9 protein-coding genes are annotated in these 13445 nt (G+C 67.1%); 7 read left to right on the top strand and 2 right to left on the bottom strand.

Annotated features, from left to right (window positions below; all coding sequences use genetic code 11):
- Positions 1 to 57: 57 nt before the first annotated feature.
- Positions 58 to 1350 carry a hypothetical protein gene (locus ACIBG5_RS38755; RefSeq protein ID WP_396396853.1) on the top strand — a complete coding sequence of 431 codons (1293 nt, stop codon included), beginning with the start codon at positions 58 to 60 and terminating at the stop codon, positions 1348 to 1350.
- On the opposite strand, the gene ACIBG5_RS38750 is transcribed toward ACIBG5_RS38755, so the two are convergent.
- The gene (locus ACIBG5_RS38750; protein WP_396396851.1) at positions 1324 to 2211 is read right to left on the bottom strand and encodes a hypothetical protein; all 888 of its coding nucleotides are present in this window, start codon (positions 2209 to 2211) and stop codon (positions 1324 to 1326) included. The two genes, ACIBG5_RS38755 and ACIBG5_RS38750, sit on opposite strands and share 27 nt — an antisense overlap.
- Before the next feature lie 174 nt (positions 2212 to 2385).
- Here ACIBG5_RS38750 and lysX point away from each other — a divergent pair, with 174 nt between their 5' ends.
- From lysX to ACIBG5_RS38725, 5 genes are all read left to right on the top strand, one after another.
- Complete coding sequence (lysX, locus tag ACIBG5_RS38745) at positions 2386 to 5751, top strand: bifunctional lysylphosphatidylglycerol synthetase/lysine--tRNA ligase LysX (protein ID WP_396396849.1); 3366 nt, start codon at positions 2386 to 2388, stop codon at positions 5749 to 5751.
- Between the two features lie 14 nt (positions 5752 to 5765).
- Positions 5766 to 7208, top strand: a complete 1443-nt coding sequence (locus ACIBG5_RS38740) for a basic amino acid/polyamine antiporter (protein ID WP_396396847.1) — start codon at positions 5766 to 5768, stop codon at positions 7206 to 7208.
- Between the two features lie 12 nt (positions 7209 to 7220).
- On the top strand, positions 7221 to 7964 hold the full coding sequence (locus ACIBG5_RS38735) for a hypothetical protein (RefSeq protein ID WP_396396846.1): 744 nt from the start codon (positions 7221 to 7223) through the stop codon (positions 7962 to 7964).
- A 421-nt stretch (positions 7965 to 8385) separates the two neighbouring features.
- A complete protein-coding gene (locus ACIBG5_RS38730; RefSeq protein ID WP_396396844.1) occupies positions 8386 to 9219 on the top strand; it encodes an FUSC family protein in 834 nt (277 codons plus the stop codon).
- Positions 9216 to 9440, top strand: coding sequence for a hypothetical protein (locus ACIBG5_RS38725; RefSeq protein WP_396396843.1), 225 nt, complete (start codon positions 9216 to 9218; stop codon positions 9438 to 9440). Before ACIBG5_RS38730 ends, ACIBG5_RS38725 begins: the two co-directional genes overlap by 4 nt.
- A gap of 327 nt (positions 9441 to 9767) precedes the next feature.
- Here ACIBG5_RS38725 and ACIBG5_RS38720 read toward each other — a convergent pair whose 3' ends face one another.
- Positions 9768 to 10283, bottom strand: coding sequence for a hypothetical protein (locus tag ACIBG5_RS38720; protein ID WP_396396841.1), 516 nt, complete (start codon positions 10281 to 10283; stop codon positions 9768 to 9770).
- A gap of 711 nt (positions 10284 to 10994) precedes the next feature.
- Here ACIBG5_RS38720 and ACIBG5_RS38715 point away from each other — a divergent pair.
- Positions 10995 to 13283 (top strand): choice-of-anchor D domain-containing protein, encoded by a 2289-nt coding sequence (locus ACIBG5_RS38715; protein WP_396396839.1) that lies wholly within the window; start codon positions 10995 to 10997, stop codon positions 13281 to 13283.
- Positions 13284 to 13445: the final 162 nt, after the last annotated feature.

Raw genomic sequence — 13445 nt, 5'->3', positions numbered from 1 at the left:
CTGAACGGAGTCCCGGACTGGACGATTTACGGAGCCGTCCACCGATTGGGGAGCTCTGTGCGACTCACAGCAACCGTCCCGCTGCTCGCGCTTGCCTCCGTTTCACTCCTCGCAGTCGGTCTCACCGCGACAGCCACGCCTGATGCGGTGACCGCAGCGGCAGCGTGCTCGCACGCTCAGCCGAGCGCGAGTTCGGTCCAGTCCAAGCGCTTGGCGCAGCCGACGTCGTCGACCGATGCCCGCCCGCTCGGCGAGGCGCTCGGTGACGGCATCTCGGTCGCCGTGCAGTCCCTGGAGCCTCTGGACGCCACCGGCCGGCCAACGTCAGGGCTGCCGTACGGGCTGGGCGCCGGCGTCATCGGCGTGGTCGGCTCCGCCACGACCGGCTACAAGGTTGTGGTCGACAGTTCGGTGCTGGACTCGAAGAAGTACCAGGCCGCGATCGCCCGCAGTGTCCCCACGGCCGGCCAGGAGATGGTCGGCCTCGAGCGCAGCTGCCGCTCGGTCCGCGCGATCTCCGACGCCTGGAACGCGGTCGGCGCCCGCTCCTGGTCCTCCGATGCGAGCCGTACGACGTTCGCCGCCGACCTGGATCCGGTCACCGAGGACATCGTCGTGGAGTACGACGAGGCCAGCTCCTCCCCCGCGTCACTCGACGGCTTGCGCGGACTGAACGGCGTACAGGCAGTCGCCAGCTCGCTGGAGCGAACGACCCGGCTGAGTGACACGCCGAACGGCGGCCACTGGGGCGGTGCCCGGATCACGTCGGCCCTCAAGAACTGCTCGGCCGGTTTCTCCGTCGTACGACGCTCCAACGGGCAACGCGGCTCGGTCACCGCCGGCCACTGCGGCGGCGTTGGCACGGTCTGGAAGTCGGGCAGCAACTACTACGGCACCACGTCCGTGCGGACGAACTACCCCGACTACGACCAGTCCTTACTGACCGGCAGCACGTACGGCCCGAAGATCTGGACCGACGGCCCCGGCGACCCGGTCGACACCCGAACTGTCACCGGCGGCGCCGACCCCGGTGTCGGCACGGCCGTCTGCCAGTCCGGCAGCTTCAGTACGTCGCTGTGCGGCCTCAGAGTCATCTCGAAGTCGGCGAAGTACTGCGACACCGACGGCTGCACGACGTACGTCATCCGCGCCACGCGAGGCGGCCAGATCGCGATCATCGGCGGCGACTCCGGCGGCCCGGTCTACACCGCGCCCGGCCGCACGACCGCCACCATCCGCGGCATCACCTTCGCCGGATCCGGCTGCGCGTCCTCCCGCTGCACCACCCTCTACGCCGAGCGCTACGACTCGATCGCCGGGCACCTAGGCGTCCGCGCCCTCACCGGCTAGCCTCTGGGGCTCGTGTTGGGCGAGGTCACCGTTCCTCGACAGGCTGATTGCGCCGCCCACGGCGAGGACGAATCCCAGTGTCGCGACCCACCCCCAGCCCGGCCTGGGCATGTCGCCCAGCATGATCAGGCCGACCAGGGCGGGTGCGACCGTCTCACCGACGACCAGCGGCGCCGTCGCCTGCGTCACGCTGCCGCGTTGCAGGGCCGTCGAATACGTGAGGAGCGCGACCCCGCCCGCCAGGAGCAGCGCATAGATCGACGGATCGGTGAACAGCGTGCCGAGATCGCTGAAGAACGTGTCGAGATGGAGCGAGCCGGGCAGCACCCGGGCGGCCACCGCAACCGCCCCGAAGGCAAGGCCGGCCAGCGCGCCGAGGGCGGCGGCACCCGGGGGGCCCTTGATCTGGGCCAGTGGCACCGCCAGAACTCCGAGTACGACGGCCGCCACCAGCACGCCCCAACGTTCCGCCTCGCTGACCGAGACCGCACGGTCCTCCGCCGCGGACAGGCCGACCAGCACCAGTCCGGTGAGGACAACCAGCAGGGCGATCCAGTCGGAGCGGTTCAGCGGCATGTGCAGGAAGATCGCGCCGAGAACCGCGGTGACCGCCAGGAAACTCGCCACGATCGACTGCACAACGAACAGCGGCAGCGATCTGAGCGCCGCGATGGACAGCAGGAACGCGAAGGCGTCGAGCCCGGTTCCCAGCAGGTACGGCCAGGAGCGGAACAGCCGGATCGCCAGCCGCGGATCGAGGCCCTCCACGGTCTCGGTACGGCGTGCGGCGACTGCCTGCAGTACCGATGCCACGCCGTAGCAAACGGCTGCTGCAAAGGCTCCGAGCAGACCGGCGATCATGTGCCGAGGCTACGCCGGAATTCCGCAGGTCAATACGTTCGACTAAAGCACCGTCACCAAACGTGCTCGGGCGAGGTCGTTCGGGTAGGTATACGTCACCAACGGTCTCGTGTACCGTCGTGACCGGGGAAGCGATGCGCACTGTTGCATTGCTGCGTTGCACAGGGGTGGGCGATGAGCACAACGGTGGATACTGCTGCGCTGCCAGCAGAATCGCGTGCCCGGACTCGCTCGGTTGGTGTTCTCAAACCGCTCGACGACCGCTGGCCGGACCGTTTCGCCGCCGCGATGTTCGTATTCGCCGCGCTGGCCGCAATTGTGGCGCTGGTACCGCCGTGGCGGAATTATTTCGCACGGGAAGAAGACATCGTTTCGATGCTCACGATTCCCATTGTGCCGAGCCTCGTTTATGCCGCATTACTCACAGCGATGGGTGTCGCACTGCGACGCAGGCTGCGCGCCGCGTGGTGGCTCCTGGTGCTGTGGTGGCTGATCCTCCCGGAGCTCGCGAGGATCGCCTCTCTGCTCGACGGCGGCTCGCTGATCCAGATCGCCGGCTTCGTTCTGATCGCCGGAGTGCTCGTCATCGCGTGGCGCGCCCGGCCCCAATTCGCGGCCAGACGGGTGCCGGGCAGCCTGCTGCTGGCGATCGTCTCGTTTCTGGTGGGCGGCGCGGTCGTGCTGTTCGGCGGCGCCGCCTTGGTCCACCGGTTCGGCGACGCGAGCAACTTCGCGACCGCGGCGCAGTACGTCTTCGTCGAGATGCTGACCGATGTCGGCTGGGCGGCTCCCGACGAAGTGGTGACCTCACCGTTCTGGGTGCACGCGGTGATCGGGATCTCGGGCGCATCCGTCGTACTGATCTCTGCGCAATTGTTGTTCCGGGCGCCCAAGCAGACCCGGACGCTGGACGTCGCCGACGAGGCCAGGATCCGCACGCTGCTGCGGGACTTCGGCGACACCGACTCGCTCGGGTACTTCGCGACTCGCCGGGACAAGTCGGTCATCTGGGACACCGGCAGTCCGGCCTCGGCCCGGGCGGGTGTGTCGTATCGCGCGATCGGATCTGTCAGCCTCGGCAGCGGGAACCCGGTCGGCGACCCCGAGCACTGGCCGGCGGCCATCGCGCGGTGGCGCGAGGACGCGAGGTCGAACGGCCTGTCGCTGGCGGTGATGGGCGCGGGCGAAGAGGGTGCAGCCGCGTTCGCAGAGGCCGGGCTGACGGCGTACGAGATCGGCGACGAGGCGGTCCTCGACCTGCGGACGTTCTCGCTGAACGGGCCGGGCATGAAGGCGGTTCGGCAGTCGGTGTCCCGTTTGCAGCGTCGCGGCTACACCACGAGGGTCATGCGTCATTCGGCTCTGAGCGCCGACGAGTTCGCGGCCCTCAGTGTCGCGGCAGGCTCGTGGCGCGGCGACGGCGGGGACGAGCGGGGGTTCTCGATGGCGCTCGGCCGTCTGGAGGACTCACTCGACGGTGACTGCGTTCTGGTGCGTACGGATGACGCGGACGGGAACCTGCGCGGATTCCTCAGCTTCGTTCCGTGGGGCCGGACCGGGCTCTCGCTCGACTTGATGCGTCGCGACCCGTCCGCCGACAACGGCCTGGTGGAACTGATGGTGACAGGCCTCGCCGAGCTGGGCGCCGCGCTCGGCATCGGCCGGCTGTCGCTCAACTTCGCGATGTTCCGGGAGGCGTTCGAGCGAGGCGAGGAGCTCGGAGCCGGCCCGGTCGCCCGGCTGTGGCGTCATGCGCTCCTGCTGGCGAGCCGCAACTGGCAACTGGAGTCGCTGTACCGCTCCAACGCCAAGTACCTCCCGGTCTGGCAGCCACGATTCATGTGCTTCGAGTACACGTCGGACCTGCCACGGGTGGGAACGGCCGCGGGCAGTGCGGAAGGGTTCCTCACTCGTCCTAGCCTCTCGATGCTGCGGGGCAAGTCCGCGCAGAACGGCGAGACCACTCTGGACACCGCCGACGCCGACCACGCCGCCGCGGTCGCCGCCCTGATCCCCGCCCCGCCGGATCCGCTGGCCGAGGCGATGTCTTTGCAGAAGCTGCCCGAACAGGTGCGGGTACGGCGGGAGAAGCTCGAGCGGATCCGGGCCAGTGGCGTCGATCCCTATCCGGTGACGTACCCGCGGACGCACACGATGGCTGAGGTCAAGGCCGAGGCCGGAGTGCTTCCGCCGGGAACGTCGACGGGTACCCGGGTATCGGTGGCGGGCCGAGTCATGCTCAAACGCGACCACGGACGGTTGGGTTTCGCCAAGCTGCGCGACGGAAGCGGCGACCTGCAACTCATGGTCGACCTCGCCGCCGTCGGCCAGGAGACCTTCGGCTTCTGGCGTCACGAGATCGACCTCGGAGACCATGTCGGCGTCACCGGCGAAGTGATCACGACCTTGCGCGGCGAGCTCTCGGTGCGCGCCGAGTCCCTTCAACTGACGTGCAAGGCGGTCCGCCCGCTTCCGGACAAGTTCAAGGGAATGGTCGATCCGGAGGCACGGATCCGGGCTCGCTATGTCGACCTGATCGTTCGTCCGGACGCTCGCGACATCGCGTACACGCGGGCGACCGTCGTACGGAGTGTGCGTGAATCCCTGCATGCGCGTGGATTCACCGAGGTGGAGACTCCCGTCCTGCAGTCGATCCACGGCGGCGCGAACGCCCGTCCGTTCGAGACCCACATCAATGCCTACGACCTCGATCTGTATTTGCGGATCGCCACGGAACTGCACCTGAAACGACTGCTGGTCGGCGGAATGGAGAAGGTCTTCGAGGTGGGCCGGCAGTTCCGCAACGAGGGCGTGGATTTCAAGCACAATCCGGAGTTCACATCGCTGGAGGTCTACGAGACGTACGGCGACTACAACACGATGCGGATCCTGACCCAGGAGATCATCCAGGAGGCTGCCACCGCCGTGTACGGCTCGCCGCTCGCACGCCGTACCGATGCGAACGGGAAGACGGTCGAGTACGACCTGTCCGGGGACTGGCCGGTCAAGAGCATCTGCGAGGCGGTGTCGGAGGCACTCGGCGAGGAAGTCACCGCGGACACACCGATCGAGGCGCTGCGCGGACACGCGGACAAACTCGGACTGGAGTACGCCGGCGACACCACCTGGGGACCCCTGCTCGAAGAGATCTACGAAGAGCTGTGTGAACGCACCACGACGACACCTGTGTTCTACAAGGACTTCCCGAAGGAGAACGCGCCACTGACGCGGCCGCACCGGTCGGACCCACGGCTGGCGGAGAAGTGGGACCTGGTGATCTTCGCGGCTGAACAGGGTACGGCGTACTCCGAGCTGGTCGATCCGGTGGACCAGCGCGCGCGACTCGTCGCCCAGTCCTTGCTGGCCGTTGCCGGCGATCCGGAAGCCATGCAGGTCGACGAGGACTTCCTCGAGGCACTGGAGTACGGCATGCCGCCGACCGGTGGGATGGGGATGGGGATCGACCGCCTCGTCATGAACCTGACCGGGCTCTCGATCCGCGACACCATCCTGTTCCCGCTCGTCCGGCCAAGCGGGTAGGGCGTGAGGCCGTTGTGACCACCCGCCACGCAAGCGCTGTCCAGAAGGTCTCGGTCCTCACCCTGACCGGCATGGTCGTCGGTTCGATGGTCGGTGGTGGAGTCTTCACGCTCCCCGGCGAGTTCGGCGAGGCGACCGGCGTACTGGGTGCCGTCATCGCGTGGATCATCGCCGGCACGGGCATGCTCATGCTGGGCCTGGTCTTTCAGTCGCTCGCCGTACGCCGGCCGGACCTGGACAGCGGTGTGTACATCTACGCGAAGACCGGGTTCGGCGCGTATGCCGGGTTCAATGCGGCCTTCGGCTACTGGGCCAGCAACGTGGCGGGCAACGTCTTCTTCATGGTCTTCACGATGACCACGCTCGGCACCTTCTTTCCGGGCCTGGGGCAAGGAAACACCTTTCTCGCCGTCGTACTGGCGTCGGCGCTCGTGTGGTTGTTCCACTTCCTGATCGCGCGCGGCGTACGGCAGGCGACCGTCGTCAACCGGATCGTCACGATCGCCAAGCTCGTGCCGATCCTCACCTTCATCGTGATCGTGGCCGTGGCCTTCGAAGCGGGGACGTTCGCGGACAACTTCTGGGGCGGTGACGAGCGGTCGGTCGGCGCGGTGTTCGACCAGGTCAAACAGACGATGCTGGTCACCACGTTCGTGTTCCTCGGGATCGAGGGGGCGAGCGTCTACTCGCGCTTCGCCCGTCGTCGTGAGGACGTCGGGCGAGCGACGGTGCTGGGGTTTCTCAGCGTGCTGGCCGTGTTCGCGTCGGTGACGCTGCTCTCGTACAGCGTACTGCCGCAAGCCGACCTGGCGAAGGCCAAGCAGCCGTCGATGGGCGGCGTACTCGAATCCGTGGTCGGATCGTGGGGATCGACGTTCATCAGCGTCGGCGTGATCATCTCCGTCCAGGGCGCGTACCTGGCGTGGACGTTGATCAACGCGGAGGTTCTCTACATGCCGGCGCGCGGTGGGGTGATGCCGAGGTTCCTGACCCGTGACAACGTGCACGCGACCCCGATCGCCGCCCTGCTCACCACGACCCTCGCCGTTCAGTTGGTGCTCGTTCTGGTCCTGTTCGTCAACGACGCGCTGGACTTCATGCTGAAGCTCGATACCGCGCTGTCGTTGGTGCCCTACCTGCTGGCGGCGGCGTACGCGCTCAAGCTGACCATCACCAGGGAGACCTACACAGCGGCCGACGAACCGGAGCGACGCAAACAACGGGCGATCGCAGCCGTCGCGGTCCTCTACTCGATCTTCATGCTGTACGCCGCGGGCCCGAAGTACCTCCTGCTCGCCTCGATCGTGTACGCGCCGGGGACCCTGTTGTATCTCCTGGCTCGCCGCGAGGAAGGCCTGCGTGCGTTCAACCGGGCCGAGGCCGTGGCGTGCGTGGTACTGATCGTCGCGGCGGTGATCGGTGTCGTGCTGCTGTTGACCGGCTCCAGCGATGTATGACGGGTGATGTAGGTGCACTGGTATCAGGACCTCGTCGACACTGGCCGGGCGCAGGCTGCCTGGGCGCTGTTCGCCTTCCTCCTCACGTTCACCGTCGCGCGGGCCATCACTCGACGCATCCGCGCCAAGCAGGCTTCCGCGCAGCCCGATGATGGCGGCCTCTCCGACGTACACATCGGTGGCGTCCACATCCACCACCAGGTCTGGGGAATCCTGCTGGTGTTGCTCTCCGGGCTTCTGCAGTTTCGCTACGCCCCGGCGTCTCCCTGGGCCGAGGTGCTTGCAGTGATGTTCGGGGCGGGGGCGGCGCTGACGCTGGACGAGTTCGCGCTGTGGCTCCATCTCGACGACGTCTACTGGGGACCGGAGGGACGCAAGTCCATCGACGCGATCCTGCTGGGCGGGGCGCTGGGGGTGGTGCTCCTGATGCAGACCAGCCCGATCGGAGCCGAGCCCGAACGGGCCGGCGGTGGGCTCGCGCGGTGGGCCTACTTCGCGAGTGTCGGATTCCACCTCGTGATGGCGATCCTGTGCTTCCTCAAAGGCAAACTGGCCACCGGCCTGATCGGCATCGTCGTACCGGTGGTGGCTTTTGTCGGAGCGCTCCGCCTAGCCAAACCCGGCTCGACCTGGGCCGTACGCCGGTACGGCGAACGCAAGACCGAACGAGCCGGCAAGCGCTTCGGCCCCACCTACAACAAACGCTGGAACCGAATCCGCGACGCCCTCGGCGGCCAGCCGAGCCGCCGCGCCTGACAGCCTCTGATCGGGACCGATGACGTGAAGTCGCCGCGAGCACTCCGGATCGCGCTGACCATGCCTTCGACCTAGCGTCTTCCCGTCTGCCGTTCCCCGACCCCCACCCAGATAGCCGGCCGATTCCGACCCCGTCATACCGGAGTCGTGAGGCCCCCGCCGGAGGCGATGCCTTGGGCTCTGGTGAAGACACCGAGAGCGGGGCTTGTCCTGCGACGGCTGATGCTTGACAGTCGTGTGCCAGTTGATGGTTGTCATCGGTATGACCGCGCGGAACGCGGCACGGGCGGACGTTGTTCTTGCGTGAAAGCGCCAAACCCGAAGCAGTGTCGTCTGAAGGGCGCAGTTGTGGCGCTTTCGCCTGCGGAGCAGTTTGATGAGGGGACGGGCCGGACCGTTCGGTTGGCCTCATGGAGGAACTGTGGCTGCGTCTTCCGGAGCGGATGAGGGTGCTCCTCCGGCACTTGTCCGGGTGTACGCCCGCCGGACCGGTGTCGCAGTCGTACTGATCGTGACGCTGTACGTGCCGGTCGTGGTGTTCGCCGTGATCAGCGGCGAGCCCTCGGTAGCGGGGTGGGCGATGCTCAGCGGCGTCGCCGTCTTCCAGAACCTGATGCTCGGCGGCCGGACGATCGCGTATCTCACTGTGGGATTGCTCACGGCGTTGACCTCGATCGCGATCGTGTCCGGGTCAGTCCCGGTGGCAGGCGCAGCGCTGATGGCGATCATGTGCTTCTGGGTGGGGCTGAGCGCTGGCAAGGGACTGCACCACGGGTTGTTGCTGATCCCGCTCTATGTCGCGTTCCTGATCATCGCCCCGCCGCCGTGGACCGGGCTCACGGGGGATGACCGAACCACGACCTCCTACCTGTTGTGGAACATGTTGATCTGGGGCGGCGGGGCGCTGTGGGCGGTGCTGGTCTTCCCCCCGTTGTTGCGGAGACTGACGATGCCGTCGCGGCTACCGCCGGCGGAACCTTGGGCCAGGGTGGACACGTTGGTCTACACGATCACGATCACGGTGCTGTGCACGGCGAGCACCTTGGCGGTACTGATCTGGTGGCCGGGGTCCAACGGTGCCTGGCTGGTGTTGACGGTGCTGGCGGTGTCCAGCGAGCCCGGCGGCGGAGCCTCGGTGAAGAAGACGCTTGCTCGGATCGCCGGAACCATCGGCGGGGTCGCGATTGCCGCGATCGTGGCAACAACCTTCGATTCCGAAGCCGTGTGCTCGGTATCGGCGGGCTCCTGGCGGTGATCCTCGTGGTGATCGCCCTCAGTCCGCACACCTACTTCGTGTGGACGCTCGTCCTGACCCCCATCGTCGTGCTATTCACGGCGAGCAGCATCGCAGATGTGACCACCACCGACGCCGAACGGCTCGGGTTCACCCTGATCGGGGGTGCGCTCGTGCTGCTCTCCTCAGCCATCGCCCTGGGGTGGGCGCATTACCAACAAGCCCACAGCACGCCAGCCTGACGTGCCCCTGCGACGGAAATAGCGTCTGCGCTGTTCCAGCGGCCATCGCACATCGGCATGATCGGACGAGCGCCATACCTTCGTTTCTCCCAGACGAGGGTGTCAACCATCAGGTGGCACCGAACCGTCAAGCATCAGCTGGCACACGACAAGATGCCTGCACGTAGCCGCGCAGCGGCGTCAAGCCGCGAAAGGAGCGCGACTGCCTGCGCCGAAGCTGCGGAGTGGAGCTGCCGGCTTGCGGTGCACCGGAGGGTTCGCGCAGAGTCGCCAGGAGGCTGTCCGACTTAGGGCAGGGGTTCGGTACATGTGACTGGCCAGTGAGAATCACCCGTCGCGGCCCCACAGCAGCTGATCGAGGACGAGCAGGCCGACGCCGAGCTCGGCCGCCACCGCCCGCGCCACAACCAGGATGGAATGTTCATCGCCGGGAACGTCGAACCCCAGCTCGCGGAGTGTGCCGGCGACCCGTACGTCCGGCTTCAACGCGTCGGATCCACATCGCATTCGCATGTATCCGAATAGTGCCGGGCCGATCCCCGACACCCCACCAACGATCGGGTCCAACTTCGGAGCGTGCTCGAGGTCCTGAACCCCGTCGGCCCACGCTCGGCAGCCTTCGTCCTCCGAAAGCCCTTGGTCACGACAGAAGGCGAGGAGGTTGGCGCCCACCGTCTGAAGTGTTACCGGCTCGGTACGCTGCAGCCCGAACTGCCCGGCCTGCACCTCGCTCTGCGCCAGCCTCGCCAAGGAGGGGTCACCTGCCGCGGCCCACTTCTCGACGCGAGGCAAGACGACGCTGTGGTACTTCCGCTGCCGGGAGACGACCACATCGAAGACCATCGCCCCGCGGCGTCCGCGATACACCTCGCCGTACGCTTCAGCGGCCCGATGGGGCCCGTCCCCACGCGAAGCGGCGAGGATCCCAAGGCGTTCGACGGCTTGGGGCCACTGTTGCCGCTTCCGCATAACCGCCAAGACACCTGCAGTGGCAGCCGCGGTGCGGTCTGTCGAGTTCTGGTTCAAAATAAGGTCCTCTTGCCGCTAACGGACACGCGCCTAAACATCTACAGGACGCGACTGACACTACGGCGCCGAAGGACGAGTCGGCGCCTTGCGATGGACTTCATCGGGATTGCTCTTAGCATCCTCCAGCTGTGGGGGTGTTGAGAATCGATCGTTTCTCAACACCTCCGTCAACTGGCCAGCCAGGATTTCGACACGCCGCGGACGGATTGTCGTAAAGCGTGTTGCAAAGTCGGGGTGTTCAAGAATTCCACGCTCACCCTTTTTGCGCAGTCAGCGGTGAGACAAGTACCGATCTCGACCACCGCGCCGCGACCCTGGACAATGCGGACGGCCAGGGGTTTGATGGACGGCAGGCACAGGGGACAGACCGGATCAGCGTGACCTGGCGGCAGGCTGTTGGGGTGGGCGAGGTCCAGTCGGCAGGTGCTTGGTACGGTCGGCCCGGCCCGTTGGGGGGACGTCATCGCACAGGGCAAAGGGTCCGGCACACCCGGACGAACGGGCAGGGCGTGGCGGCGGCTCGCGATGGCCGTAGCGGTGGCGCTGGTGGCCATGACGGCCATGCTGGCCGGGGCTACGTCCGCGGTGGCCAAGCCGGGCGTCCCGGTGCTGGCCTTCGCCCCCTCGCCCTATGACTTCGGGCGGGTCACCCCCGGAGAGAGCGCTTCCCGGGGCTTCACTCTGACCAACACGGGGCGGAAGGCCACCGGCAAGCTGAAGGTGACACTGTCGGGCGCGGCCACGTTCACCGTTACCAGCGACCGCTGCAGCGGAACCCGGCTCCGGCCGGGCAAGTCCTGCGTGGTCATGGTGCGGTTTGCCCCCACCAGCGTGGCCACCGCAACCGCTACCGTGGCCGCGGCCAGCAAGGGCCGCGTGAGCGCCACTGTTGCCCTCAGCGGCACCGGGACCGGTCTCGGCGGGGCGCAGCCCGGCCAGCTCTATTGGTCAGGCGACGACATCTGGGCGGCCGACGTGGACGGCAGCAACCCTCACAACATCCTCTCCGCGTTTGAACCCACGTTGGGGGTGGCGGTCGACAGCAGCCATGTTTACTGGATCAACACCAACACCGGCGCGGTCCGCCGGGCCAACCCGGATGGCAGCAACGCCCAGGACCTCGTCCCTGGGTCCAACGCCGCACCCGGCACCGGTGGGCTGGCGGTCGACGCCAACCATGTCTACTGGACGAGTTACGCCGCGGGCTCGGCCCCAGGAACCATCTGGCGGGCCAACGTCGGGGACGGCAGCAACCCCCAGGCCATCGCCACTGCTCAGGCCACTCCCTTCGGGATCGCGGTCGACGGCAGCCACATCTACTGGACCAACAGCGGCGACGGGACCATCTGGCGAGCCAACCTCGACGGCACCGACGCCCAGTCCATCGTCCAGGGCGAGGGCCAGCAGAGCCTCTTTGCGGTGACGGTCGACGCCAACCACCTGTATTGGACCAACCGCAGCCAGAACACGGTCAAGCGGGCCAACCTGGATGGCACCAACCCCCAGACCCTCCTCAGCGGCCAGAGCCTCCCGCAGGCGATAGCGGTCGACGCCCTTTACGTGTACTGGTCCAACCTCGGGGACGGAACTGGTGCGATCCGCCGGGCCAACTTGGCGGACGGCACCAACCCGCAAGTCTTCATCGCCAACACCGCCAGCCCCCAACTGATGGCGTTCACCCCGCCCCCAGCGCCGGCGCTGGGGTTCACGCCCTCCTCGCACGACTTCGGTGAGGTGGCGACCAAGCAGGCGGCCTCTCAGAGCTTCACCCTGGCCAACTCGGTCGGGCACGCCACTACCGGCCCACTCACGGTGACGGTGACCGGCTCGGCCGCCTTCACCACCGGCAGCGACACCTGCACCGGTACCAGCCTGGTCCCGGGGGCGTCCTGCACGGTCACGGTGAGCTTTGCGCCCACCAGCCTCGGCATCGTCACCGCCAACCTGACCGCGGCCAGCCAGACCCCCGCCGCCAGCACCACCGCCGCGCTCACCGGTACCGGGGTGGGCCACATCTACTGGGTCAATCAAGGGCAGACCATCGAGGACGGCTCGGTCAACGTGGCCAGTTCCAACGGCAGCAACGCCCAGGTCATCGATGGGTCCGGCCTCCCCAGTTTCCCGGTGGGCGTGGCTGTCGCCAACAGTGCCCTCTATGTGGCCAGTCTGGGGGACTTGGCCACCGACCCTGACGTAGGGCCCGCCATCATTGACTACAACAGCCCAGTACAAGAAGACTGCTATTTTGCGGACAGCGAAGGTCCGGACAAGTTGGCGATCAACCCCAACAACCCCAATGACCTCTACTACCGGAGTCCTGTGACGGCGTCAGACCGACCGACGATCTGGCGAGGCACCTGGCCCGATTGCACCAGCTTCCACCCCATCGTCACCACCCAAGGCCTCCCGCAGCTGGGTGGGCTGGCGGTCGACGCCAACCACGTCTACTGGAGCAACTACCGCCAGCTCGAAGGCGACGGCACGATCATGCGGGCCAACCTGGACGGCACCGGCCCCGTGCAACTCGCTCAAGGCCTGGACGCCCCACAAGGGCTGGCGGTCGACGCCAACTACCTGTACTGGACCAACGACGGCACCACCATCGTACGCGCCAGCCTCCACGACGTTCCCTTCACGCCCGAGACAATCGTCACCAACCAGACCGGCATCCCGGTGGCGCTGGCGGTCGACGCCACTCACCTCTACTGGACCACCTACAACGGAACGATCTGGCGGGCCAACCTGGACGGCACCAATCCCCAACAAATCATCGCCGGCCAGAACAAGCCGGTCGCCATCACGGCCAGCCCATAATACGCGGCGCTGTCGGGGTCGCCCCGGATGATCTGACGAAGCATCTTCTGACCTTTCCTGAGTTTGTGGTGCTGAATCATCTCGTCCCGGCACTGACAGACCGTGACCCGCCTGTTCCCTCGATCGGTGCCGCGGCAATGTCTGGATGGGTCGACGTGGAGC

Origin of the sequence: Kribbella sp. NPDC050241 (assembly GCF_044459685.1) — a bacterium.
Lineage (GTDB): Bacteria > Actinomycetota > Actinomycetes > Propionibacteriales > Kribbellaceae > Kribbella.
The sequence above is the reverse complement of the archived record's forward strand: the minus strand, read 5'-3'. Positions and strand labels throughout refer to the sequence as shown.

Coding starts and splice junctions, on each gene's coding strand:
- ACIBG5_RS38750 (WP_396396851.1), bottom strand. CDS start 2,211: ATGATCGCCGGTCTGCTCGGAGCCTTTGCAGCAGCCGTTTGCTACGGC.
- lysX (WP_396396849.1), top strand. CDS start 2,386: ATGAGCACAACGGTGGATACTGCTGCGCTGCCAGCAGAATCGCGTGCC.
- ACIBG5_RS38720 (WP_396396841.1), bottom strand. CDS start 10,283: ATGGTCTTCGATGTGGTCGTCTCCCGGCAGCGGAAGTACCACAGCGTC.
- ACIBG5_RS38715 (WP_396396839.1), top strand. CDS start 10,995: ATGGCCGTAGCGGTGGCGCTGGTGGCCATGACGGCCATGCTGGCCGGG.